General features: G+C 71.3%; 21 protein-coding genes and 1 tRNA gene. 14 read left to right on the top strand and 8 right to left on the bottom strand.

The features are described from left to right. Positions 1–42: 42 nt before the first annotated feature. Entirely contained in the window at positions 43–987 is a 945-nt protein-coding gene (locus KPL78_RS09200) for a complex I NDUFA9 subunit family protein (protein WP_219762647.1), read from the bottom strand. A gap of 156 nt (positions 988–1,143) precedes the next feature. On the opposite strand from KPL78_RS09200, the gene KPL78_RS09205 reads away from it, so the two are divergent. Continuing rightward, positions 1,144–1,230, top strand: a tRNA-Leu gene (locus KPL78_RS09205). A 299-nt stretch (positions 1,231–1,529) separates the two neighbouring features. Further along, positions 1,530–2,423, top strand: coding sequence for a phytanoyl-CoA dioxygenase family protein (locus tag KPL78_RS09210; RefSeq protein WP_219762648.1), 894 nt, complete (start codon positions 1,530–1,532; stop codon positions 2,421–2,423). Positions 2,424–2,432: 9 nt separating this feature from the next. Here KPL78_RS09210 and crcB read toward each other — a convergent pair whose 3' ends face one another. Next, on the bottom strand, positions 2,433–2,915 hold the full coding sequence (crcB, locus tag KPL78_RS09215) for a fluoride efflux transporter CrcB (RefSeq protein ID WP_219762649.1): 483 nt from the start codon (positions 2,913–2,915) through the stop codon (positions 2,433–2,435). Positions 2,916–3,185: 270 nt separating this feature from the next. Between crcB and KPL78_RS09220 the strand changes: the two genes are divergently transcribed. The 8 genes from KPL78_RS09220 to KPL78_RS09255 all read left to right on the top strand — a co-directional run bounded on the left by KPL78_RS09220 (position 3,186) and on the right by KPL78_RS09255 (position 10,981). Further along, positions 3,186–3,842: a ribonuclease D gene (locus KPL78_RS09220; protein WP_219762650.1), complete on the top strand. Its 657-nt coding sequence runs from the start codon at positions 3,186–3,188 to the stop codon at positions 3,840–3,842. Between the two features lie 122 nt (positions 3,843–3,964). Beyond that, positions 3,965–4,936: a KpsF/GutQ family sugar-phosphate isomerase gene (locus KPL78_RS09225; protein WP_255568815.1), complete on the top strand. Its 972-nt coding sequence runs from the start codon at positions 3,965–3,967 to the stop codon at positions 4,934–4,936. Beyond that, a complete protein-coding gene (lptC, locus tag KPL78_RS09230) occupies positions 4,933–5,634 on the top strand; it encodes an LPS export ABC transporter periplasmic protein LptC (RefSeq protein WP_255568816.1) in 702 nt (233 codons plus the stop codon). Before KPL78_RS09225 ends, lptC begins: the two co-directional genes overlap by 4 nt. Beyond that, on the top strand, positions 5,631–6,596 hold the full coding sequence (locus KPL78_RS09235; RefSeq protein WP_219762652.1) for an LptA/OstA family protein: 966 nt from the start codon (positions 5,631–5,633) through the stop codon (positions 6,594–6,596). The genes lptC and KPL78_RS09235 overlap by 4 nt, the downstream gene beginning before the upstream one ends. After that, positions 6,593–7,354, top strand: coding sequence for an LPS export ABC transporter ATP-binding protein (gene lptB, locus KPL78_RS09240; protein WP_219762653.1), 762 nt, complete (start codon positions 6,593–6,595; stop codon positions 7,352–7,354). Before KPL78_RS09235 ends, lptB begins: the two co-directional genes overlap by 4 nt. A gap of 75 nt (positions 7,355–7,429) precedes the next feature. Further along, complete coding sequence (gene rpoN, locus KPL78_RS09245; RefSeq protein WP_219762654.1) at positions 7,430–8,905, top strand: RNA polymerase factor sigma-54; 1,476 nt, start codon at positions 7,430–7,432, stop codon at positions 8,903–8,905. A gap of 102 nt (positions 8,906–9,007) precedes the next feature. Continuing rightward, positions 9,008–9,595, top strand: a complete 588-nt coding sequence (gene hpf, locus KPL78_RS09250; protein ID WP_219762655.1) for a ribosome hibernation-promoting factor, HPF/YfiA family — start codon at positions 9,008–9,010, stop codon at positions 9,593–9,595. 33 nt (positions 9,596–9,628) lie between these two features. Continuing rightward, positions 9,629–10,981, top strand: coding sequence for a caspase family protein (locus KPL78_RS09255; protein WP_219762656.1), 1,353 nt, complete (start codon positions 9,629–9,631; stop codon positions 10,979–10,981). Positions 10,982–10,996: 15 nt separating this feature from the next. On the opposite strand, the gene KPL78_RS09260 is transcribed toward KPL78_RS09255, so the two are convergent. Further along, a complete protein-coding gene (locus KPL78_RS09260; protein ID WP_255568818.1) occupies positions 10,997–11,269 on the bottom strand; it encodes a DUF1150 domain-containing protein in 273 nt (90 codons plus the stop codon). Between the two features lie 90 nt (positions 11,270–11,359). Beyond that, positions 11,360–11,755 carry an Hsp20 family protein gene (locus tag KPL78_RS09265; RefSeq protein ID WP_432761279.1) on the bottom strand — a complete coding sequence of 132 codons (396 nt, stop codon included), beginning with the start codon at positions 11,753–11,755 and terminating at the stop codon, positions 11,360–11,362. A 191-nt stretch (positions 11,756–11,946) separates the two neighbouring features. Between KPL78_RS09265 and def the strand changes: the two genes are divergently transcribed. From def to truA, 3 genes are all read left to right on the top strand, one after another. Then, positions 11,947–12,468: a peptide deformylase gene (gene def, locus KPL78_RS09270; RefSeq protein ID WP_219762658.1), complete on the top strand. Its 522-nt coding sequence runs from the start codon at positions 11,947–11,949 to the stop codon at positions 12,466–12,468. A 126-nt stretch (positions 12,469–12,594) separates the two neighbouring features. After that, positions 12,595–13,500: a methionyl-tRNA formyltransferase gene (gene fmt, locus KPL78_RS09275; protein WP_219762659.1), complete on the top strand. Its 906-nt coding sequence runs from the start codon at positions 12,595–12,597 to the stop codon at positions 13,498–13,500. Next, on the top strand, positions 13,500–14,261 hold the full coding sequence (gene truA / locus KPL78_RS09280; RefSeq protein WP_219762660.1) for a tRNA pseudouridine(38-40) synthase TruA: 762 nt from the start codon (positions 13,500–13,502) through the stop codon (positions 14,259–14,261). The genes fmt and truA overlap by 1 nt, the downstream gene beginning before the upstream one ends. A gap of 161 nt (positions 14,262–14,422) precedes the next feature. Here truA and KPL78_RS09285 read toward each other — a convergent pair whose 3' ends face one another. Continuing rightward, positions 14,423–15,187, bottom strand: coding sequence for a competence/damage-inducible protein A (locus KPL78_RS09285; protein WP_219762661.1), 765 nt, complete (start codon positions 15,185–15,187; stop codon positions 14,423–14,425). Between the two features lie 119 nt (positions 15,188–15,306). Here KPL78_RS09285 and KPL78_RS09290 point away from each other — a divergent pair, with 119 nt between their 5' ends. After that, the gene (locus KPL78_RS09290; protein ID WP_219762662.1) at positions 15,307–17,976 is read left to right on the top strand and encodes a cation-translocating P-type ATPase; all 2,670 of its coding nucleotides are present in this window, start codon (positions 15,307–15,309) and stop codon (positions 17,974–17,976) included. A 184-nt stretch (positions 17,977–18,160) separates the two neighbouring features. On the opposite strand, the gene KPL78_RS09295 is transcribed toward KPL78_RS09290, so the two are convergent. From KPL78_RS09295 to KPL78_RS09305, 3 genes are all read right to left on the bottom strand, one after another. Then, positions 18,161–19,159: a hypothetical protein gene (locus KPL78_RS09295; RefSeq protein WP_219762663.1), complete on the bottom strand. Its 999-nt coding sequence runs from the start codon at positions 19,157–19,159 to the stop codon at positions 18,161–18,163. Positions 19,160–19,266: 107 nt separating this feature from the next. Then, positions 19,267–20,040 (bottom strand): peptidoglycan editing factor PgeF, encoded by a 774-nt coding sequence (gene pgeF / locus KPL78_RS09300; RefSeq protein ID WP_219762664.1) that lies wholly within the window; start codon positions 20,038–20,040, stop codon positions 19,267–19,269. Next, on the bottom strand, positions 20,040–21,026 hold the full coding sequence (locus KPL78_RS09305) for a class I SAM-dependent methyltransferase (protein ID WP_219762665.1): 987 nt from the start codon (positions 21,024–21,026) through the stop codon (positions 20,040–20,042). The genes pgeF and KPL78_RS09305 overlap by 1 nt, the downstream gene beginning before the upstream one ends. Positions 21,027–21,476 lie beyond the last annotated feature (450 nt).

Consider the following 21,476-nt stretch of genomic DNA (forward strand, 5'->3'; position numbering starts at 1 on the left):
ATTGCGACGCTTCGATGACCGAAATAAAGGTCCGATTTGGACCTATGCCGGCGCGCGCCGCCGCCCAGCCTGCCGGAACCGGGCCAGATAGGCCGGCACGATCGCCTCCGCCGCCTTGGGGGCGACGCCCAGCGCCTCCAGCCCCGCAGCCTGCGGCGACACCACATTGTCCCGCGCCAGCAGGCTGAGCTGGTCCCGCGTCAGCGGCGGCGTCGGCAGGCATTCGCCGAGCCGCGCCTGGAAGGCCGCCAGCCCATGCGGCACCGTCACGAGCGGGCGGCGGCGATGGGTGTGCTCCAGCACGAATTCGAGCACGTCCCGCATCGTCATCACACGCGGGCCGCCGAGTTCGTAGGTCCGGCCCGTCGCATCGCCGCGGTCGATGGCCGCCATCACCGCATCCGCGACATCGCCGACATAGACGGGTTGGAAGCGCGTCGCGCCCTCGATCACCGGCATGACGGGCAGCAGCACGGCGAGACCGGCGAAGCGGTTGAAGAACTGGTCGTCCGGCCCGAACACCACTGACGGGCGCAGGATGGTCGCGTCGGGGAAGGCCTCGCGCACCGCCGCCTCGCCGGCCGCCTTGGTGCGGGCATAGAGGCTCGGGCTGTCCGGGTCCGCCCCGAGGGCGGAGATCTGCACCAGCCGCCGCACCCCGGCCGCGGCGGCTGCGCGGGCGACGCGGCCGGCGCCCTCGGCGTGGATGCGCTCGAAGTCACCGCGCTTCCGCTCGAAGAGGATGCCGACCAGGTTCACCACCACATCGGCCCCGGCCACGGCGCGCGCCACCGAGGCATCGTCGGTCACGGACGCCGCGACCGGCTCGACCTGGCCGACATCGCCGAGCGGGCGAAGCCGCGCCGACCGCTCCGTATCGCGGGCGGCGATTCGCACCGTGTAGCCCTGCCGCGCGAGGCGTTGCACGATCTGCCGCCCGATAAATCCCGCGCCCCCGAAGACCGTTGCGACACCGCTGCCGATCATCCTCGCCTCCCGCTGAAACCCAGGCAGAACCGCCGTTCCGCGCCACCCGGACCCCATATGGGCCGGGCCGAGGCGATGCCGCAACCACACCCCCGCTTGACGCCCCGCGCGACCCCGCGTAAACGCCCGGCCTCGCCGCGAGGCGCCGGCCCCCTTGCCCAGGTGGCGGAATTGGTAGACGCGCAGGTTTCAGGTACCTGTGGCCGCAAGGCTGTGAAGGTTCGAGTCCTTTCCTGGGCACCACGGCAAGCATCCGGACAGTAGAATCTCGCCGGATGCGTCCGGCGGCGGCGGTGGTTCATCGCCACTAAGCCGGGCATTGGCCGCGGGCGCCCTTCGGGCGCCCCCCCGTGATGGCAGAATCTGTATCAATATCGTATCATTACGTACTAGTAATTTGACCTGCCTTAGCGCCATGGCCGAACCTTGAAATTGCGTTTCAGCCGCAACTCCCTTTCCAGGTTCGTGCGGACGGATCGACGAGAGGGCCAAGCGGCATCGCATCGGGAGGCCCCCCTCATGCCGGCCGCGAGACGACGCCCATGATAGCCTATGCGCAGATCAATCCCCGGCTGCCCGGGTTCCGGCTGGGCCGGGCGCTTGCCTACTACGCCCAGCGCGTGGTCACGCCCACGCCCCTGCGCCGCGCGGTCACCGGGGGCATCGCTCTCGTCATTCGCAGCCGTCACGGCGCGGGCCCGACACGCCCCTCCCGCCAGAGGGAATTGGGGGAGCTGCGCGGCCGCGGCATCGCGATGCTCGCCCCGTTGTTCAGCGAGGAAACCCTGCGCAGCGTGCAGGACTACTTCCACAACGCGCCCGTCACGCTGCCGGGCGGGCGGCAGGCACCTCTCGCGGAGATCCCTGCCGGCACGCGCAGCGCGGCCTATGACCTGCAGACCATCGTCGACTGCCCGCATCTGCTCGAGGCGGTGAACGACCCCGAGCTGCTGAGCCTCGCCGCGGCCTATCTCGGCTGCAAGCCGACGCTGTCGAGCCTTGGCGTGCGCTGGTCCTTCCCGAACGCCGTCGGGCGGGAGGATGTGCAGACGTGGCATCGCGACTGCGACGACTGGCGCACCATCAAGGTGTTCACCTACCTGACCGATGTCTGCCCGACATCCGGTCCGCATGCCTATGTCCGCGGGTCGCACAGGACCCGCGCGACGCTGCGGAATGCGCGGTTCACCGAGGACGGACTGACCGACCGGTTCGGGCAGGACAGCATCCTGTCCGTCATGGGGCCATCCGGCACCAGCTTCGTCGGCGACATGGCGGGGATCCATCGCGGCGTGGTGCCGAAACGCGAACCGCGCCTGATCCTCCAGGCCCAGTTCTCGGTCCTGCCCATCCAGTGCTTCGACTACAACCCCGTGAGGCGGCCCGGCACCCCCGCCCTCGACGCCTACACCAACCGTCTGATCGTGCGCGGCTGACGCCGCGGATCATGCGACGGGCGGCAACGTCCCGGCTTCCACCATGCGATGCCCCGGCGCCTCGGCCAGGCGGGGCGCGGGGCGCTCCACGCCGGGGACGCCGTTGCCGTTGATGCGCATGGCCAGCGCTTGCCCGAAAGCGGCGGCCCCGATGCACAGCGTGACGGTCACCGCGATATTGACCATGGCGCGGGCCATGGCCCCGCCGTGCAGCAGTTCCACCGCCTGGACGCTGAAGGTCGAGAAGGTGGTGAAGCCGCCGCACAGGCCGACCGTGACGAAGACCCTCACGGAATCCGGTGCGGGAAAGCGCCCGCCGGCCAGCGTCAGCATCCCGAAGAACGCGATGGCGAATGATCCCGTGATGTTGATGAGCATCGTGCCCCAGGGCAGGGTGCGGCTGATCGGCTCGGCCAGCATCGAGACGAGGTAGCGCGCCAGGGTGCCGCCGGCGCCGCCGGCCATGACGAGCAGACAATTCACCAGGGTCATGCGCGATCCTCCTGTCCGGCACGCGGGGAACCCGCAGGGTGGCCGCATGATCTGCCCCTGCCCGACCGGAAGGCTTCCACGCACGGCGTGCCGCGTTTCCGGAAGCCATGCCGGCGACGGCCCGGCTTGCGCGGCTGCGGCGCCCGCCGTAAGAGCCCGACGGAATCCCTGGGGTTCAGGATCGTCCCGCCGCGCCGCAAGGCTCTGTTCCAGCCCGCTGTCCGGACCGCCTTCCTGGGCACCACGACCAGACGAGGCTCGGCGATCCCTGTGGGCACCACCCTGTTTACCCATGCCGGCGTGACCATCCGGCTGCACCGCAACGACCTGCCGGACGGGCTCGACCTCGGCCGCGTCGTCGCCATCGACACCGAGACGATGGGCCTCAACCCCCATCGCGACCGGCTGTGCCTGGTGCAGCTCTCCTCGGGCGACGGGTCGGCGCATCTGGTGCAGCTCATCCCCCAGTCGCTCGGCGGGCAGGGCTATGCCGCGCCGAACCTGAGGAAGCTGCTGGCCGACCCGGCGGTGACCAAGCTGTTCCACTTCGCCCGCTTCGACGTCGCGGCACTGTACCAGTATCTCGGCGTCACCGTGGCCCCGGTCATCTGCACCAAGGTCGCGGCCAAGCTGGTGCGCACCTTCACCGACCGCCACGGGCTGAAGGATCTGTGCCGGGAACTGCTCGGCGTCGACCTGTCGAAGCAGCAGCAGACCTCGGACTGGGGCGCGCCGGAATTGTCGCCCGAACAGCTCGCCTATGCCGCCTCGGACGTGCTGCACCTGCATGCGCTCTGGGCGAAGCTCGAAGGGCTGCTGAAGCGGGAGGGGCGGCTCGACCTCGCCGAGGCCTGCTTCCGCTTCCTGCCGGCGCGCGGGAAGCTCGACCTGCTGGGCTATGAAGAACCCGACATCTTCGCCCACTGACCGACGCCGGCGCAACGCCCGGGTGCGGCCGGCAGCCGTTTGGCACGATTCTTGATTCCCCAACTTGCGCATTTATTGACCACCGGCCGCCGGCGCACCATACAGGCAGGGTGAACGCACCCTTGCCCCATCCCGACCTCGAGACCGGCCGCCGCGTGCTGGCGCTGGAATCCGAAGCCCTGACCGCCCTGGCCGCCAGCCTGGACGACCGCTTCGCCCGCGCCGTCTCGGTGCTCGCCGGGACCTCCGGCCGCGTCGCGGTCACCGGCATGGGCAAGTCGGGCCATGTCGCGCGCAAGATCGCCGCGACCCTCGCCTCCACCGGCACGCCGGCGCTCTTCGTCCATCCGGCCGAGGCCTCGCATGGCGATCTCGGCATGATCGTCGCCGGCGATGCGGTGCTAGCCCTGTCCAATTCGGGCGACGCGCCGGAACTTGCCGATCTGGTGAATCACGCCAAGCGCTTCGGCCTGCCGCTCATCGGCATTACCAGCCGCGAGGAAAGCGCCCTCGGCCGCGCCGCCGACATCCCGTTGATCCTGCCGAAGCAACCCGAGGCCTGCCCGATGGGCCTCGCCCCCACCACCTCCACCACCATGCAGATGGCGATGGGCGATGCGCTGGCGGTAGCGCTGCTCACCCGGCGCGGCTTCACCGCCGCCGATTTCCGCGTCTTCCATCCGGGCGGGAAGCTCGGTGCCAAGCTGTCGCGCGTGCGCGACCTGATGCACGGCGCCGCGGAACTGCCCCTCGCGCCGCCCGAGACCACCATGGATGCCGCCATCGTCGCCATGACGGCACGGCGCTTCGGCTGCCTCGGCGTGCAGGGGCCTGACGGGGCGCTGGTCGGCATCATCACCGATGGCGACCTGCGCCGCGCGCTCGATGGCGGGGGCGCGGCGGACCTGCTCGCCCGCACCGCCGGTTCCGTGATGAACCGCGCACCGCGCACCATCACGCCCGACACGCTGGCCGCCGAGGCGCTGCGCGAGATGAATGCGCGATCCATCACCGCCCTGTTCGTGGTGGATGAGGCGCGGCGCCCGCTCGGCATCCTGCACATCCACGACCTGCTGCGGGCCGGGGTCGCATGACCCGTCGGGAGGAGCCGCGCATCGCCGCCGCCGTGCCGGTGCATGGGTCCGGGGCGGTCGGCCCCCGCCGCATGCTGCCGCCGTCGCGCCAACGCTGGATGCCTTCCGCCGGGCAGATCGCGCGGCATCGCTTCGTCGTACGCGTGGCGAAATGGCTGCTGCCGCTTGCCGGCGTCGGGCTTCTGGTCGGCATTGCCGTCTGGCCCGAACTCGACCGCATGGAAGACCGCGCCCGCGTCTCCTTCCGCCGCGTCATCCAGACCGCGCCGGATGCGGTGCGAGTGGTCGATCCGCGCTACCAGGGCCTCGACGAGCAGAACCGCCCCTTCACCGTGACCGCGACCACCGCCACGCAGACCGAGGATCCGGACATCGTCGACCTCGAACGGCCACGCGCCGACATCCTGCTGACCGACGGGAGCTGGATCCTGCTCGAATCCGAAACCGGCCGCTTCGACAAGGGGCGGCATCTGCTCGACCTCTGGGGCGAGGTCACGCTCTGGCAGGACGGCGGCAACCTGCTGGTGACCGCAGCGGCGCAGATCCAGCTTCAGGAAGGGTCCGCCTCCGGCGACAAGCCGGTTGCCGCGCAAGGCCCCTTCGGCACGCTGACCAGCGAGGGCTTCCGCCTCACGGAACGCGGCCAGGTCGTCATCTTCACCGGCCATGCCCATGCGGTGTTGGAGGGCGGGCAATGAGACGCGGCTTCCTCGGCCTGGCGGCGGCGCTGCTCGCCTCGACGGCCTTTGCGCAGAATCAAGGGCTCGACCTGAGCCAGGGCGGGCCGATCGACGTCACCGCCTCCGACGGCATCGAATGGCGCCAGCAGGAACAGGTGGTGGTCGCCCGCGGCGAAGCGCGCGCGACCCGCGGCGGCGTGACGGTCGAGGCCGACCGGCTGATCGCCCGCTACCGCCCGCGCGGAGGCCAGCAGGCCGCCGCTGCCCCGCGTCCCCCGGCGGATGGCCCGGCCGGCGGCGGCGAGATCTGGCGCCTGGAGGCCGAGGGCAATGTCGTCGTCACCTCGGCGACCGACAGGGCCGAGGGCGACCGCGCGGTCTATGACATGGACCAGGCGGTGATGGTGATGACGGGGCAGAATCTCCGCCTCGTCACACCCGACAACACGCTGACCGCTCGCGACAGCATCGAGTACTGGGCCCAGCGACGCATGGCGGTGGCGCGCGGCAATGCGGTGGTGGTGACGAATGACGGCCGGCGCGTCCGGGCCGATACGCTCGTCGCCTACTTCGTCGAGAACGCGGCGCCGGGCGCACAACGACCGCAGCCGCCGCCGCGCGCGCAGGTGACCTCGGCGCCCGTGCCCGGTCAGCCGGGCGAGCCGCAGCCCTCCTCCATCGAGCGGGTGGAGGCCTATGGCAATGTCGATATCCGCACCGCCGAGGAGGTCGTGCGTGGCGACCGCGGCGTCTACAACCCGAATACCGGCCTCGCGCGGCTGCTCGGCGACGTGCGTATCACGCGCGGCGACAACACACTCACCGGTCAGGAAGCCATCGTGAACATGAAGACCGGGGTTGCCCGTCTCGTCTCCGCCCCTGGCGCGCGCGTGCAGGGCCTCGTCGTGCCGCAGCAGGGCCAGCAGCAGCCGGCCCAGAACCAGCAGCAGCCTTCACCACAGCCAGAGGGGCCGCGATGAGCGAGGCGCTGCGCGTGGTGGAAGGCAATGCCGCCGCCGGCGGCCTCGTCGCCCGCGGCCTCGGCAAGCGCTACAAGAAGCGCCCCGTGGTGCGGAACGTCTCGATCTCGGTGAAGCGGGGGGAGGCCGTGGGGCTGCTCGGCCCGAACGGTGCCGGCAAGACCACGACCTTCTACATGATCACCGGCCTCGTCCAGCCCGACGAGGGGCAGGTGACGATGGACGGGCATGACGTCACCACGCTGCCCATGTACCGGCGCGCGCGCCTCGGCCTCGGCTACCTGCCGCAGGAGGCCTCGATCTTCCGCGGCCTCAATGTCGAGGACAACATCCGCGCCGCGCTGGAAGTCGTGGAACCGATCCGCGACCGGCGGGAGCAGATGCTCGATGCGCTGCTCGCCGAATTCGGCATCTCCCATCTGCGCCGGGCGCCCGCACTCGCCCTGTCGGGCGGCGAGCGGCGGCGCTGCGAGATCGCCCGCGCGCTCGCCACGCACCCCTCCTACATCCTGCTCGACGAACCGCTCGCGGGCATCGACCCGATCGCGGTCGGCGAGATCCGCGACCTGGTAAAGCACCTCAAGGACCGCGGCATCGGCGTGCTGATCACCGACCACAATGTCCGCGAGACGCTGGAGATCATCGACCGCGCCTACATCCTGCATGACGGCCAGGTGCTGATGGAGGGCAACCCGCGCGACATCGTCGCGCATGAGGGCGTGCGCCGTGTCTACCTGGGCGAAAGGTTCAGTCTTTAGCTTGCGCGCCGTGTCATCCGCCGCCGCCCACGCACTCACGCCACGGCACGCGCCCGTGGCCGGGGGCAACGGATAATGTCGCTCGCGCCGCGGCTGGACCTGCGCCATTCGCAGCAGCTCGTGATGACGCCGCAGCTGCGGCAGGCCATCAAGCTTCTGCAATCCTCCAATCTCGAGGTCACCGCCTTCGTCGAGGAGGAGCTGGAACGCAACCCGCTGCTGGAGCGTGACGACCGCGAGCCGCCGGGCCCCGATGCCGGCCGGACGAGGGACCCGCTGCCGGCGGCGCCGGAAGTGCCGGACGCCGCCGCGGCCGCGTCCTCCGACGTGCTGCCAAGCGAGAATGCCGCGCCGCTCGATGCCGAATGGGACAATGTCTATGACAGCGGCACGCCGCCCATCGGGCGCGGCGGCCGGTCCGATTTCGAGGACGACCTGTCCGGCATCGAGGCCATGGCCGCGCCGGAGAAGAACCTGCGCGAGCATATCGGCGAGCAGGTCCGCCTGACCTTCACCACGCCCGTCGAGCGCATGATCGCGGCAAACCTGCTGGCGCTGGTCGACGGCGCGGGGCGGCTGGCCATCCCCGACGCGACCATCGCCACCGCGCTGGGCTGCGAGGAGGCGCTCGTCGCCGCGGTACGCCGAGGCATGCAGCGCTTCGATCCGGTGGGGATGTTCTGCGCCGATCTGCGCGAATGCCTGATGGTCCAGTTGCAGGACCGCAACCGCTTCGACCCGGCCATGGCCGCGCTGCTCGACAACCTGGAACTCCTTGCCCGACGCGACCTGCGCGGTCTGCAGCGCATCTGTGGCGTGGATGCTGAGGACATGGCCGAGATGGTGGCCGAGCTGAAGCGGCTCGACCCCAAGCCCGGCGCGTCCTTCGACGCCCCGCCGGCCCTCACCCTGATCCCCGACGTGCTGATGCGCCGCGGCCCGGGCGAGGACTGGATCGTCGAGCTGAACCCCGAGACCCTGCCGCGCGTGCTGATCAACCGCGGCTTCCACGCCCGCGCCATCGTCGGTGCCAAGAACCGCGACGAGAAGGCCTGGCTGGCCGAGCGCTTCCAGACCGCATCCTGGCTCGTGAAGTCGCTGGAGCAGCGCGCCAACACCATCCTCAAGGTCGCCGCGGAGATCGTGCGACGGCAGGATGGCTTCTTCCGCCACGGCGTCGCGCATCTGCGCCCCCTGATCCTGCGCGATGTGGCCGAGGAGGTGGGGATGCACGAAAGCACCGTCTCCCGCGTCACCTCCAACAAGGCGATCGCGACGCCGCGCGGGACCTTCGAGCTCAAGTATTTCTTCACCACCGCCATCGCCGGCACCGCCGGCGGCGAATCCGTGAGCGCCGAAGCGGTGCGCCACCGCATCAAGGCCATGGTCGATGCGGAACAACCGGCCGACATCCTGTCCGATGACGCGATCGTCGAGCGTTTGCGCACGGAAGGCGTGGACATCGCCCGCCGGACCGTGGCCAAATACCGGGACGCGCTGCGGATACCATCTTCGGTGCAGCGCAAACGGGAGAAGGCCGTCCCGGCCTGATCCGGTTCTGCCTGAACGATCTGCCCTGAGGAGGCGGATCGGCGTCCGGTCGCCATGCGGGGCGGCCCCTCCCCTTCACTAGAGGAAGGAGGGCAAAGCCCCATGCATGTCACAGTCGCAGGCAAGCAGGTCGAAACCGGTGAGGCGCTGAAGACCCATGTTCGTGACGGGTTGGACGCCATCACGCGCAAGTATTTCGACCACGCGCTGGAAGCGAACGTCACCTTCCACCGCAGCCGGGCCAATTTCGCCTGCGATATCAATCTCAAGGCCGGCCGAGGGCTGACCATGCGGGCCGAAGGCGAAGGCCCCGACGCCCACCGCGCTTTCGACGAGGCGGCCGAGCACCTGGCCAAGCGCCTGCGCCGATATCGCCGCCGGGTGAACGAGCACGCACGCTCCTTCGCCCCCGGCCGCGACGAGGCGCCCGAGGGCCGCGAACGCGTCCTTGAGGTCACCGAGGAGGAGGGCGAGGAGGCCCCCGCCGTGCCGAACGGCGTCGATCACGGCGCCATCATCGCCGAGCACACCACCGAGATCGCGATCCTGACGGTGGGCGAGGCAGTGATGCGCATGGATCTCGGCCATGTCCCCGTCCTGATGTTCCGCAACAAGGCGACGCGGGCGCTGAACGTCGTCTATCGCCGGGGCGACGGGCATGTGGGGTGGATCGATCCCGGTCCTGGCTGAGACCGACCGGAACCCTGCCTGGAAATGCGCCGGATGGCGCATTTCCAGCGCCGGCACCGCCTCACCATCACGTCCATGGACCGGGGCGGGCCGGATTTCCATACTGCTTCCGTCGAGGAAGAGGATGGCGGCATGCGGCGGCGCATCATGCTCCTGGCGACGACGCTCATCGCCACCGCTCCAGCGGTGCCGGCGCTGCCGCAGGCGGCGCGGCGGATCGCCCTGGTCATCGGCAACGGTGCCTATCAGGGCGGCGCGCCGGCCTTGGCGAACCCACCCCGCGACGCCCAGGCGATGGCGCAGACGCTTGAGAGGCTCGGCTTCCGGGTGGAATTGCTGGTCGATGCGGATGGCGGCGGCATGGCCGCGGCGGTCCGCCGCCTCGCGGATGCGGCACCCGGCGCCGAGGCCGCGCTGCTGTTCTTCGCGGGCCATGCGGCCGAGATCGGCGGGCACAACCTCATCTTCCCGGTCGATCTGTCCCGCGTGCGGGACGCGTCGTCTCTGGCCGCGGCGGGGCTGCGCTACGACGACATCGCCGCGGCGTTGCAGGGCCGGGCGGCGACCACGCTCATCTTTCTCGATGCCTGTCGCGACAATCCCTTCGGTCCCGCCGTCTCCGGCACGGCAACGCGGCATGGGCTCGCCCGGGTGGCCTCGGCCGAGGGGACACTGATCGCCTTCGCCACGGCACCCGGAGAGGTCGCGATGGACGGCGACGGGACGAACAGCCCCTTCACGACCGCGCTGCTGCGGTACATGGAAACCCCGGATATCGAGATCCGCGACATGCTGACCCGGGTGCGCCGCAGCGTCCGCCAGGCGACCGGCGGGCGTCAGGTGCCGTGGGACAATTCGAGCCTGCTCGGCCCGTTCTTCCTGCGTGTCGCCGCAGGGGCGACGGCCTCCGCCGGGCCGACCCGCCGCATCGTGGAGGATGCCGCCGCCCATGGCGTGCCGTTGCCGCGCAACCTGACCGAGTTGCGCTTCAGCCGCCCCGCCTCCTCCGGCCCCAATGCGCGACTGGTCGGCAGCTGGAGCAGCGGATCGCGGCTGTGGGGCGGGCGCAGCGGCCGGCACATCGTCTACATCGTGCTGTCGGTGAATGAGGCGCAACGCACGGCGGAGGTCATCATCGCCCGCAGCGCCTTCATCGGCCCGCCGGACGATGCGCGGAACTTCGCCTCCGCATCGGCGCCGGCGGGAAACTGGCGGCGGATGATGACGGTCACGGCACCGGGAATCCTCGAATGGACGAGCCCCGAAGGCATGACCACGCGCCTCACGCTCACCGCGCCGGATGTGATGGATGCAAGGTTGATGGCCGCCTCCGGCGATGGCCGGCGGCGGCCGAGCGTGACCACCTTCCTACGGCGCATCGACTGACGCGCCGGCGGCGCGTCAGTGGACCAGGGCAGGCCCCATCCCGTGCTGCACGATCGCCGCCGTCGCCAGCGCCATGGTGGGCGCCGCGCCGATCGGCGTGCCGTCGGCTGCGTGGATCGCGACGGCCGGCTGACCGTTGACGATCACCGGGCGGACATAGGCGATCTGGCGGGCGCCATACTGCGCCCAGGCGAGCGGCGACAGCCGGCGCAGTTCTTCAGCGCTCGGGAAGGCCTCGGCCTCCTCCTGCTCCTCGACGTCGTCGATGCGGTCATTGATGTCGGACATTGGTCATTCTCCTGCCGTCCGTCCCGTCATGGGCCCGTGCGGCTGCTGTTCCGGCCCCGAAGGGGGCCCGGATGTGTCGGGCGCGCCTCCTCAGCCGCGCTCGTTGCTATCGTCCACCAGCGCCGTGGCCCCATTGCCACGCGCGCCGATGCGAATGGTCTTCACCCGGCTCTCCGGCTGCGGGCGCTTCAGCTCCAGGTGCAGCAGCCCGTTGTCGAGCCAGGCACCCTCCACCTCCATCCCCTCCGCGAGGACGAAGGCACGCTGGAACTGCCGCGCGGCGATGCCGCGATGGAGGAAGATCCGTCCCTCGCTGTCGTCCCTCTGCCGGCCCCGGATGACGAGCTGGTTGTCCTCCTGCGTGATCTGCAGGTCGTCCATCGCGAAACCCGCGACGGCCAGCGTGATCCGCAGGCGGTCCGTGCTCATCTGCTCGATGTTGTAGGGGGGATAGCCGTCGGCGCTCTTGCCCACCCGGTCGAGCATCTGCTCGAGGTGGTCGAAGCCAAGGAAAAGCGGCGAACCGAACAGAGACGGTCGAGACACGAAGGCGGGCCTCCTCATCCGAGAGCGAAGCGGGCGACGGGACCCGAAGCATCCCGCCGGCCCTGGATTTTGGCGGCCGGGCAGGCAGTTGCAAGGGGGGAGCGCGAAGGCTACATGCCCAGGCCCCCGCCATGACCGATCCCACCACCCTGCCGATCCTGCTCGTCCCCGACCAGCGCCTGCGCACCAAGGCCAAGCCCGTCGCGAAGGCCGACGACGTGCGCGCCCTGTCGGAGAAGATGCTCGCCACCATGTATGCCGCCCCGGGCATCGGCCTGGCCGCGCCGCAGGTGGGGGAACTCATCCGCCTGGTCGTCATCGACCTTCAGCGCGAGGAGAAGCGCGAACCGATCGTGCTGGTGAACCCCGAGATCGTCGCCGAGAGCGACGAGGTCGCGACGCGCGAGGAAGGCTGCCTGTCCCTGCCCGGGCAATATGCCGACGTGACGCGGCCCGCGCGGGTGAAGGTGCGCTACCAGGACCTGACCGGGGCGAAGAAGGAAATCGAAGGCGAAGGACTGCTCTCCGCCTGCCTGCAGCACGAGATCGACCACCTGAACGGGGTGCTGTTCGTGGACTACCTGTCGGCCCTGAAGCGGAACATGCTGCTGCGGAAACTCGCCAAGGAACTGAAGGCGAAGCAGAGGGATTGAAGACCAGGGAGGGCCCTGCCCTCCCCGGACCCCACCCGCCAAAGGCCGAAAGGCCTTTGGGAACTTCCTGTCAGCCTGTCGCGCCGACGCCGCAGGCACAGCCCATCCAGCAAAACGGGGAACGCCATGCGCATCGCCTTCATGGGGAGCCCCGATTTCTCGGTGCCGGCGCTCAAGGCGCTGCATCAGGCGGGGCACGACATCGCCGCGGTGTATTGCCAGCCGCCTCGGCCAGCCGGGCGCGGGCAGAAGGAAACGCCCTGTCCGGTGCACCGCGCGGCGCTGGAGCTGGGGCTCGAAGTCCGCACGCCGACCCGGCTGAAGCGGGATACGGCGCAGCACGACGCCTTCGCGGCGTTGGGGCTCGATGCCGCCGTGGTCGCGGCCTATGGGCTGATCCTGCCCAAGGCGATGCTCGATGCGCCGAAACGCGGCTGCCTCAACATCCACGCCTCCCTGCTGCCGCGCTGGCGCGGGGCGGCGCCGATTCACGCTGCCATCCTCGCCGGCGACAGCGAAAGCGGCATCACCATCATGCGCATGGACGAGGGCCTCGACACCGGGCCCATGCTGCTGACGCAGGCCACGCCCATCGGGCCGGACACCACCGTCCAGGCCCTGCACGATGCGCTGGCCGCCATCGGCGCCGACCTGATCCTCCGCGCCCTGGCCGAAGACCCGCCCGCCATCGCCCAGCCGGAGGACGGCGTCACCTATGCCCCCAAGCTGACCAAGGAGGACGGCCGCCTCGACTGGAACAAGGACGCTGCGGCGCTGGAACGCCGCGTACGCGCCCTGAACCCCTGGCCCGGCACCTTCTTCGACCACCGGGGCGAACAGATCCGCGTCCTCGCCGCCCGGGTCGAAGCCGGGTCCGGCGCCCCCGGCACGGCGCTGGACGATGCCGCGCTGGTCGCCTGCGGCACCGGCGCGCTGCGCCTGGCGCGCCTCCAGCGCCCGGGCCGCGCGGCCATGGACGCCGACGCCTTCCTGCGCGGCTTCGCTCTGCCGCGCGGCACGCAGCTCGGCTGATGCCGTCCTACGCGCTCCTCATCGAGTACGACGGCGCGCCCTTCGTCGGCTGGCAGCGCCAGGCCGAAGGGCTGTCCGTCCAGCAGGTGCTTGAGGACGCTGCGGCCAATCTGAACGGCGGCGAGATCCCGGTCTTCACCGCGGCTGGGCGCACCGATGCCGGGGTCCATGCGGAAGGCCAGGTGGTGCAGGTGACGCTGTCCGCCGACCTGCCGCCTGAACGGGTACGCGAGGCGCTGAACTTCCACACCCGGCCGCATCCCGTCGCCGTGCTCGGTGCCGCCGTGATGCCCGAGGACTGGTCCGCGCGGTTTTCCGCCATCGGCCGCGCCTATCGCTACCGCATCCTCAACCGCCGGGCACGTCCGGCGCTCGATCTCGGGCGCGTCTGGCACGTGCAGCGGCGTCTCGATGCCGGCGCGATGCATAAGGCGGCGCAGATGCTGCTCGGCAAGCATGATTTCTCGGCCTATCGCGCGGCGGCCTGCCAGGCGAAGTCGGCGCTACGCACGCTCGACCGCCTGGATGTAGCGCGGCTGGGCGACGAGGTCGTCATCACCGCCGAGGCGCGTTCCTTCCTCCATCACCAGGTCCGCAACATGGTGGGCACCCTGGCCGAGGTCGGCAGCGGCAAGCGTCCCGTCTCCTGGCCTCGCAGCGTGCTGGACGGCCGCGACCGGACGCGCGCGGGGCAAACCGCGCCGGCCGAGGGACTGGTGCTGACGGGCGTGCGATACGCGGAACAGATCGACTGGGCGTAGCTGCGGGGGAACCGGAGGGCGCGTGCCGTGCAGGACGTGCCACCGCCGTCAGGAGCGGTCCGCCGCGCCCGACACCAGATTGGGGTTTCCAAAGGCCCTTCGGCCTTTGGCGGGTGGGGGCCCGGGGAAGGGCAGAGCCCTCCTCCGGTCCGCCCCCTGCCCTATGCGGGCTCGCCTTCCACCGGCTGCCCGCCGCAGGCCCGCATGAACACCAGCACGTCATGCGCGGCCTGCTTCACCGTCTCGGCATCGGTTCCTTTCGCCACCACGGCGACCCCGCCCCCGCCGGTGCGGTAGTAGGGATAGGACCCGATATCGAGGTCCGGATACCGCTTCTGGATCTCGCCGAGCCCTTCCGCGATCCGCCCTTCCATCAGCCCGTTGGCGTGCACGGCGGCCGAGACCACGGGCGGGCCGCCCTGCAACGATGGCGCCAGCGCTTCGAACATCGCCTGCATGATGCGCGGCACGCCGGCCATGACGTGGACATTGCCCATGGTGAAGCCGGGCGCGATGGAGATGATGTTGTCGATCAGTTCCGCCCCGCGCGGCATGGTCGCCATGCGCTGGCGCGCGGCGTTGAAGTCGCCGGGCGGGTTCTGCCGCGCATAGTGCGATTCCATCCGGCGCCAGGCCTCCGGATGCGGTTCCCATGGCACGCCGAAGGCGGCGGCGACACATTCGCTGGTGATGTCGTCATGTGTCGGGCCGATGCCGCCCGTCGTGAAGACGTGATCGTATTTCGCGCGGACCTCGTTGACCGTGTCGACGATGGTCTCGGGCACATCCGGAATGACTCGGACTTCCCGCAGCGGAATACCGATCTCGCCGAGGCGCGTGGCGATAAACTTCAGATTGGCGTCCTGGGTGCGGCCGGAGAGCACCTCATTGCCGATGATGAGCAGGCAGGCGGTCGGGTTGGGCATGGCGGCGTCCTCCAGTCCCGCCGAGGATAGGCGCGACCTTTTCCGCCCGGAAGCCTCGGCTGTGACCGCCCCCGGTTGATCGCCGCTGCGGGGGCGACTAGCCAGATGACATGGATGTCATGCCAGCCGACCGCCCCCCGCAGCCGCCCTGGCATGCGCTGCCGCCGGGCGCGGTGCTCGCGCGCCTGGAGGCGGCGCCGGGGGGGCTGACCGCCACCGAGGCCGCTGCGCGCCTGGCCCGGCACGGCCCCAACCGGCTGCCGGAACCGCCGCGGCGCGGCGCGCTGCGCCGTTTCCTCGACCAGTTCCGCAACCTGCTGATTCATGTCCTGCTGGTCTCGGCGGCGATCAGCCTGGCGCTGGGGCATCCGGTGGATGCCGGGGTGATCCTGGGCGTCGTGGTGCTGAACGCCATCGTCGGCTTCATCCAGGAAGGACGGGCGGAACAGGCGCTGGCGGCCATCCGGGGGATGCTGGCGCCCCATGCCTCGGTGCTGCGCGACGGGGTTCGGACGGACCTGCCGGCCGAGGCGCTCGTCCCCGGCGATGTCGTGCTGCTCGAAGCCGGGGACCGGGTGCCGGCCGATCTGCGCATTCTCTCCGCCCGCGCGCTGCGTGCGGAGGAGGCGATGCTGACCGGGGAAAGCGTGCCGGCCGACAAGGACGTGGCCGCCGTGCCGGAGGGCGCCGCGCTGGGCGACCGGCATTCGCTGCTCTTCTCCGGCACGCTGGTCGTGACGGGGCAGGCGCGCGGCGTCGTCGTCGCGACGGGCGCTGCCAGCGAGATCGGCCGCGTCAGCACCCTGCTCGCCGAGGTGCAGACGCTCGAAACCCCGCTGATCCGCCAGATGGACCGCTTCGCGCGCCAGGTGACGATCGCGGTGCTCGGCCTGTCGGCCTTCGCCTTCGCCGTGGCCCTGTTCCAGGGCTGGGCGGCGGCCGACGCCTTCATGGCCGTGGTGGGCCTCGCCGTCGCGGCCATCCCGGAAGGGCTGCCGGCGGTGCTGACCGTGACGCTGGCCATCGGCGTGCGCCGCATGGCCGCGCGCCACGCCATCATCCGCCGCCTGCCCGCCGTCGAGACGCTGGGCGCGGTCGGCGTGATCTGCTCGGACAAGACCGGCACCTTCACGCGCAACGAAATGGAGGCCCGCGCGGTCCTCACCGCCGCCGGGCGCCTGTCCATCGAAGGCGAGGGCTATGGCCCCGTCGCCTCCATCGTCACCGCCGGGGGCGGCACGCCGACGGCCGAGGCGATGACGCTGCTGCGCCGCCTCGCCCGGGCTGGCGCGCTGTGCAACGACGCGACGCTGGCGCCCGACGAGTCCGGTGGCCGGACGGTGCTCGGCGATCCCATGGAGGGTGCCTTGCTGGCGCTCGCCGCCCGCGCCGGCGTGGTGCCGGAGGCGCAGCGACTCGACGTCATTCCCTTCGACTCCCGGAACCGCTGGATGGCGACGCTGCACTGGGCCGAGGACGGCCGGCTGCTCGCCGTGAAGGGCGCGCCGGAGGCGCTGCTGCCGCTCTGCGCGCTGGAAGCGACGGATGAGAGCGAGACCTCGCTCGACGCGCCCCGCTGGGAACGCGCGGCGCAGAGCCTGGCCGAGGAGGGCTTCCGCGTCCTCGCCCTGGCCGAGACCTGGCTGCCGGAGGATGCGAGCCTCGCCGACGGCACGCCGCCGCCGCTGACGCTGCTCGGCCTCGTCGGGCTGCTCGACCCGCCGCGCACGGAAGCGATTGCCGCCGTCGCCGAATGCCGCGCCGCCGGCATCCGCGTCGCGATGATCACCGGCGATCATCCCGCCACCGCGCGTGCCATCGCCGGTGCGCTCGGCCTCGGTCAGACGGAACGCGCCCTGACCGGCATCGACCTGGACGCGCTGGACGACGCCGCGCTGCGTCGCGCCGCCGCCGAGACCGACATCTTCGCCCGCACCAGCCCCGAGCAGAAGCTGCGCCTCGTCACCGCCCTGCAGGCGGAAGGCGGCGTCGTCGCCATGACCGGCGACGGCGTGAACGACGCCCCTGCCCTGCGCCGCGCCGATGTTGGCGTCGCCATGGGCCGCAAGGGCACCGAGGCGGCGAAGGAAGCCGCCGACATGGTCCTCGCCGACGACAATTTCGCCTCCATCGCCGCGGCGGTCCGAGAAGGCCGCACCGTCCACGACAACCTCCAGAAGGTCATCGCCTGGACCCTGCCGACCAATGGCGGCGAGGCGCTGGTCGTCGTCGCCGCGATCCTGCTCGGCATCGCCCTGCCGATGACGCCGGTGCAGATCCTGTGGGTCAACATGGTCACCGCGGTGGCACTCGGCCTGACGCTCGCCTTCGAACCGCCCGAGCGCGACGTCATGGCCCGCCCGCCCCGTCCACCGCGCGCGGCGCTGCTGCCCGCCGTGCTGGCGTGGCGGGTCGTCTTCGTCTCGGTGGCGATGGCGGCGGTGGTCTTCGCGCTCGACACCTGGGCGCGGTCGCGTGGCCTGCCGGCGGAGGCGGCGCGCAGCCTGGTGGTCAACGCCGTCGTGGCGATGGAGGTGGGCTACCTGTTCGCCGTGCGGCAATCCCGCAGCACCGGGTTTTCCGTCGAAGGCTTCCGCGGCACGCCGGCGATCTGGATCGGTGTGGGCGTCACGGCCGCGGCGCAGCTTGCCTTTACCTACCTCCCGCCGCTGCAACGCCTGTTCGGCAGCGCGGGGCTGGGCATGCCGGAGATGACGATGGTGGTCGGCGCCGGCGCGGCGCTGCTGTTGCTGGTCGAGGCAGAGAAGGTGCTACGGCGAAAAGCGTGATGGGGCGCCCCATTTCCCGCGCGGATAGAGAGCCGTTCCGGCCATCCGGCACAAGGTGACGGCCCCGGGCCAGATGACGCCTGAGCCGTGTGCCAGACACGCGGTATCGGTTTCCAAAGGCCTCGGGCCTTTGGTGGGGTGGGGTGAGGTGTGGAGAGGGGCAAAGCCCCTCTCCGCGGCCCTTTCAGTTCGCTTCCGACATCTGCGGCGGCGGCAGCGTGTTCCCGTCCCGCGGCATGGTCAGCCCTTGGCCCTGTTGCGGTGCTGCGGCCCGGTTCGCCCCGGACGCGGGTTGCTGCGGGAAACCGCCCGCATTCTGCACCACCGTCCGCACGCCGCCCGCCGCCTCGTTCGCCGCCGCGAAGGCAACGTCGCCCCAGAAGCGGCTGAGCACGCCCATCGGCACCTCGTTGAGCTGCAGCACGCGGCCGAGGTCGTGGCCGTCCTGGCGGGAGACGGTCCACATCAGTTCCACCCGCTGGGTGCGGGATTGCGGCTGGTCAAAGACGCCGACCTGGCCGGTCACGGCGAAACGGGCGCCCTGGGCCTGGTCCTGCACGATCATGCCCTGGCTGGTCAGGGCTTCCCGGATGCGGATCGTCAGGGCCTCATTGCCGTCGCCGGGGGCGCCGCGGACCATGGGGACGTAGATGCGCGGCGGGCCGGATTCGGTCAGGGCGGCGGGATCGTTGCCCTTGCGGGCGGCCTCGGCGCGCAGCAGCAGGTCGGCGATGCGGGGCGCGGCCTCCCGCGCCGCGCGCTGGAGCACCTCGGGCCGGGCATCCTGCCAGTCGCGTGCCGGAATGCGGGTGCCGAGCGTCGCCCCCTGCTGCCGCCCATCCGGGTCGAACAGCACGTAGCGCGGCACCACGGCATTGCCCTGGAGGCTGGCCTCCACCGTCAGCCGCCAATCAAGCGGCAGCGGATCGGTCGCCGAGGCCGGGACCTCGGCGGTCAGCAGCGCGGTGGAAAGGGCTTCGGCGAAGCTCTCCGCCTGGGCATTGGTCAGCAGCGCGGCGGCAGGGGCCGGTACGGCCAGGCGATAGGCCGGCGGGGCGGCGAGCAGCCCCGCCTGGCCACCCGGGCGGCCGCGATAGGGCTGCGGCAGGTCGCCGCAGGCCGGGAGCGCCAGCACCAGCAGCGCGAGCACGGCGCGGCGCAGGGCGCGGAGGGACGAGGTCATGGGCCGCGATACTCCGGCGGGTCGGCGTGGGGCTACAGCATCGCCACGCAGGTGGCGAGCATGGTGATCACGATCATCAGGCCGAACATGTAGAGGTAGGGCATCGCTCATCCGCGCAGGGCGATGGCCGAGAGCTGGTGCCCGATCGGCCCGCCGCCAGCGAGGGTGCGGCGGCGATGGCTGAAGAAGTCGGTGTCGAGCGCGAGGGTGTCGTGCGGCGTCACCTCGGCCGCGGCGCCGGCGGCGGCGAGCCGCGCGGCGCAATAGCCCGCCAGGTCGAACTGCCAGCGTTCCGGCCGCGCGCCCTCCGCGAAGAACCGCGCGTCGGCGGCATCACGCAGCAGCACGGCGTCGCGCAGATCGGCCGCGACCTCATAGGACGGCTGGCGGATGCAGGGGCCGACGGCGGCCGTGATGCGGTCCCGCCGCGCGCCAAGCGCGATCATGGCGTCGATGGTCGCTTCCAGCATCCCGGCCACCGCTCCGCGCCAGCCAGCGTGGGCGGCGCCGATCACGCCCGCCTCGGCATCGGCGAAGAGCACCGGCGCGCAATCGGCCGTGACGACACCGAGCGCCACCCCGGGCCGCCGCGTGACCAGCGCATCGGCGGTCGGGCGATGGCCCTCGGCCCAGGGCTGGTCCAGCACCGCGACATCGATGCCATGGACCTGGGTCAGCCCCGCCAGCGCCGCGCCCGGCAGGCCGAGCGCATCCGCGGCACGGCGGCGGTTCTCGCGCACCGAATCGGGGTCGTCCTTGCTGCTGACGGAACAGTTCAGCGCGGCGAAGGGCCCGGCGGAAACACCCCCGCGCCGGGTGAAGAAGCCATGAGCGAGGCCGGGCTGGGTGGCGAGGCTCTCGGCAGTGACGAAGACGGCCATCAGGGTTCCTCGAAGCCGGGCAAGATCGGCAGCATGGGATGGCAGAGGCAGAGCGCCTTGAACAGCCTGCCCATGTGTTCGGGCGCCGTCAGGCGCTGCGCCGCCATCAGATGGCGGGGACCGCCCCGCGCGGCAAGCATGGCGGCGCGGGAGTGCAATCCCAGCCGGGCGAGGAATACCCCCTGCGGCAGGGGGCCCTGAACCGCCGCGCCGGCGTCGCGGGCCGCCGCAGCGACCGCTGCGAAATCCACATGGGCGGTCAGGTCGGCCTCCCCGGCCGGGCCCAGCGGGTCGGCGCGGCCGTGGGCGCTCATGGCCTGGAGGCTGTCGCCGAAGCCGGGTTCCGCCGGCCCATAGTCGAGGAACAGCGCCGCCCCACCCTGCGCCGCGACCCGCGCGCCGAGGGCGGCGGCGATCGCGCGGGCAGGTTCGTTCACCTCCTGGATCGCGCCCTCCTCCGCGGTGGAGGGCAGCGGTGGCGCCGTTTCCGCCGCGGCCTCGACGAATGCGCCGGCTTCCACGAGGCGTTCCCGCCAGGCCCCGCCTCGGCGGACGAACTGACGGATGGGCAGGGCATCGAGGAATTCGTTGCCGATGACGATCGCCGGACCCGGCGGCAGCGTCCCGATATCGTCGTGCCAGCCCGTCACCGCGTCGCCCAGACGCTGCGCCTGCACGGCCCGCAGCCGCGCGGAGGTCTCGACCAGATGCACCCGCAGCGCTGTGCGGAAAGGCGGGACCATCTCGGCCACCGCGCGCAGGGCATCGGCCATCAGCGTGCCGCGGCCAGGGCCAAGCTCGACCAGCAGCACCGGGTCGGGACGGCCCATCAGGTCCCAGGTGACCGCCGCCCAGAGGCCCAGGCACTCGCCGAAGGCTTGGGAGATCTCGGGGGCGGTGGTGAAGTCGCCGGATGCGCCGAACGGATCGCGCGCCGCGTAGTAGGCGGCGACGGCGCGGGCCATGAAATGGTCGAGGCGTTCCATCAGGACAGACGGGACCGAGAGGAGGTCTGCCGCGCAGCCGGAACCACGACGCTCGTCGGGCGACGGAGAGGGGCTTTGCCCCCCTCCGAACCTCCCCCCACCAAAGGCCACAGGGCCTTTGGAAACCGATACTTGGCACCGGGCGCCCATGGCAGACCAGCGCCGAAACCCGCCTTTGCGCACGAAACGCGCAGGGCGGCCGCAGAATGCCTGCCGTGCCCGGCGCCAATAGCCTGCGGTCCAGGGGCTCCAAGCCCCTGGCGGGGTGGTTCGGAGGGGCAGAGCCCCTCCGATTGCGACCCCACCGGCTTTCTCCGCGCCCCCCGGAGGCTTGATGCAGACCGGCATGCATCGCCGTGCGGCACAGGCGCGTCTGCCGTGCCAAGGGCCGGAAATCGGGCCTTCCCACGGACATGACGAGAGGTTTGGAAGGGGCAAGGCACCCCCCCA

It is taken from the genome of Roseomonas alba (assembly GCF_019430885.1).
GTDB lineage: Bacteria > Pseudomonadota > Alphaproteobacteria > Acetobacterales > Acetobacteraceae > Neoroseomonas > Neoroseomonas alba.